At 33.3% G+C, this 1,395-nt stretch carries 2 protein-coding genes; both read left to right on the top strand.

Annotated features, from left to right (window positions below; genetic code table 11):
* The first annotated feature begins 78 nt into the window (after positions 1–78).
* Positions 79–372: a transposase gene (locus CN601_RS26360; protein WP_098119279.1), complete on the top strand. Its 294-nt coding sequence runs from the start codon at positions 79–81 to the stop codon at positions 370–372.
* Positions 369–1,259 carry an IS3 family transposase gene (locus CN601_RS26355; RefSeq protein WP_306659845.1) on the top strand — a complete coding sequence of 297 codons (891 nt, stop codon included), beginning with the start codon at positions 369–371 and terminating at the stop codon, positions 1,257–1,259. The genes CN601_RS26360 and CN601_RS26355 overlap by 4 nt, the downstream gene beginning before the upstream one ends.
* The last annotated feature ends 136 nt before the right edge of the window (positions 1,260–1,395 follow it).

Raw genomic sequence — 1,395 nt, 5'->3', positions numbered from 1 at the left:
TTAAGTTAGTCTAAAAAGTGGACACGTAAAAATGAGAATAATTTATAATGTAAGTATCTTATTAAAGGACGTGTTCACATGGGGAAGCGCTATGATCAAGAATACAAAGAATATGTTGCAAAATTAATAGTTGAGGATGGAAGAAAAGCATCAGAGATATCTTATGAGCTTGAGATTCCTTATTCGAGTGTTTGTCGGTGGGTTAAGGCATATAAAAGTAAACTAAATCCTGCTAATTCACAAGAGAAATATATTACCCCAACAGAATTAGAAAAGCTAAAGAAACAACATGAAAAGGAACTTAAGCAACTAAGAGAGGAAAACGAAATTTTAAAAAAGGCGATGCACATCTTCACCAAAAACCAAGTATAGTTTATCACTTCATTCATGCACATCGAGATGAACATACGACCGTGAAGATGTGTAAAGTGCTTGGGGTTTCTGCAAGTGGATATTATAAATGGCTTAACAATCAAAGTCATGTGCAATCTGAAAAGATACGTTATAAAAAAGAGCTTGAGCAGAAAATAAAAAAATCTTTCCATAACAGTGGTGGAACATATGGAAGCCCAAGAGTTCATGATGATTTAGTAGAATGGGGATATACGATTTCTCAAAAAACTGTAGCTAGAATGATGAATGAATTAGGATTAAGAGCTACTCCACAGGAGAAATATGTAGTTACGACAGACTCTAATCATGAATTGAAAACCTATCCTAACTTAGTTAATCGTGAGTTCAATGTAGGTGAACCAAATCGAATTTGGGTGGCAGATATCACTTACATTTGGACACTTGAAGGTTGGGTTTATTTGTCGTCAGTAATGGATTTATATTCTAGAAAGATTGTAGGCTGGAGCCTCGATTCGAATCTAAAAAAAGAGCTTCCTTTAAAAGCATTAAATATGGCCATTAATTCACGGCAGCCTAAAAAAGGACTAATCCATCATTCAGACCGTGGATCTCAGTACTGTTCTAATGATTACATTTTTAAGTTAAATGAGATGCAAATGAATATCAGTATGAGCAAAAAGGGAGATCCCTATGATAATGCGTGTATCGAATCATTTCACGCCACTTTAAAGAAGGACTTAATTTATAGAAGGCGTTTTAAAACTCGTTCTGAAGCAACAAGAGCAATCAATCATTATATAGGTAGTTTTTACAATGAAAAACGAAAACACTCAAAATTAGAATATTGTTCACCAAATCAATTTGAAAGAAAAAGCCAAGTAAAAGTGCTAGAAAAAATCTCATAAAATAACCATTTTAGTTTAGTATGGCTATTTCTAATTTTAGGAATGATGATTTCTAGCACCTCACAAACAGTATTACATCAGCTAGTCTATTAAAAAAATCTCAAATTTAAGTGTCTACTTTCTTGACCGAAGTCCA

It is taken from the genome of Bacillus sp. AFS017336, from assembly GCF_002555445.1.
Taxonomy (GTDB): Bacteria; Bacillota; Bacilli; order Bacillales; family Bacillaceae_G; genus Gottfriedia.
This window is presented reverse-complemented; position numbering and strand designations above follow the sequence as displayed.

Bases quoted from the DNA above. Each gene is read 5' to 3' on its own strand.
- CN601_RS26360 (WP_098119279.1), top strand. From the start codon at position 79: ATGGGGAAGCGCTATGATCAAGAATACAAAGAATATGTTGCAAAATTA.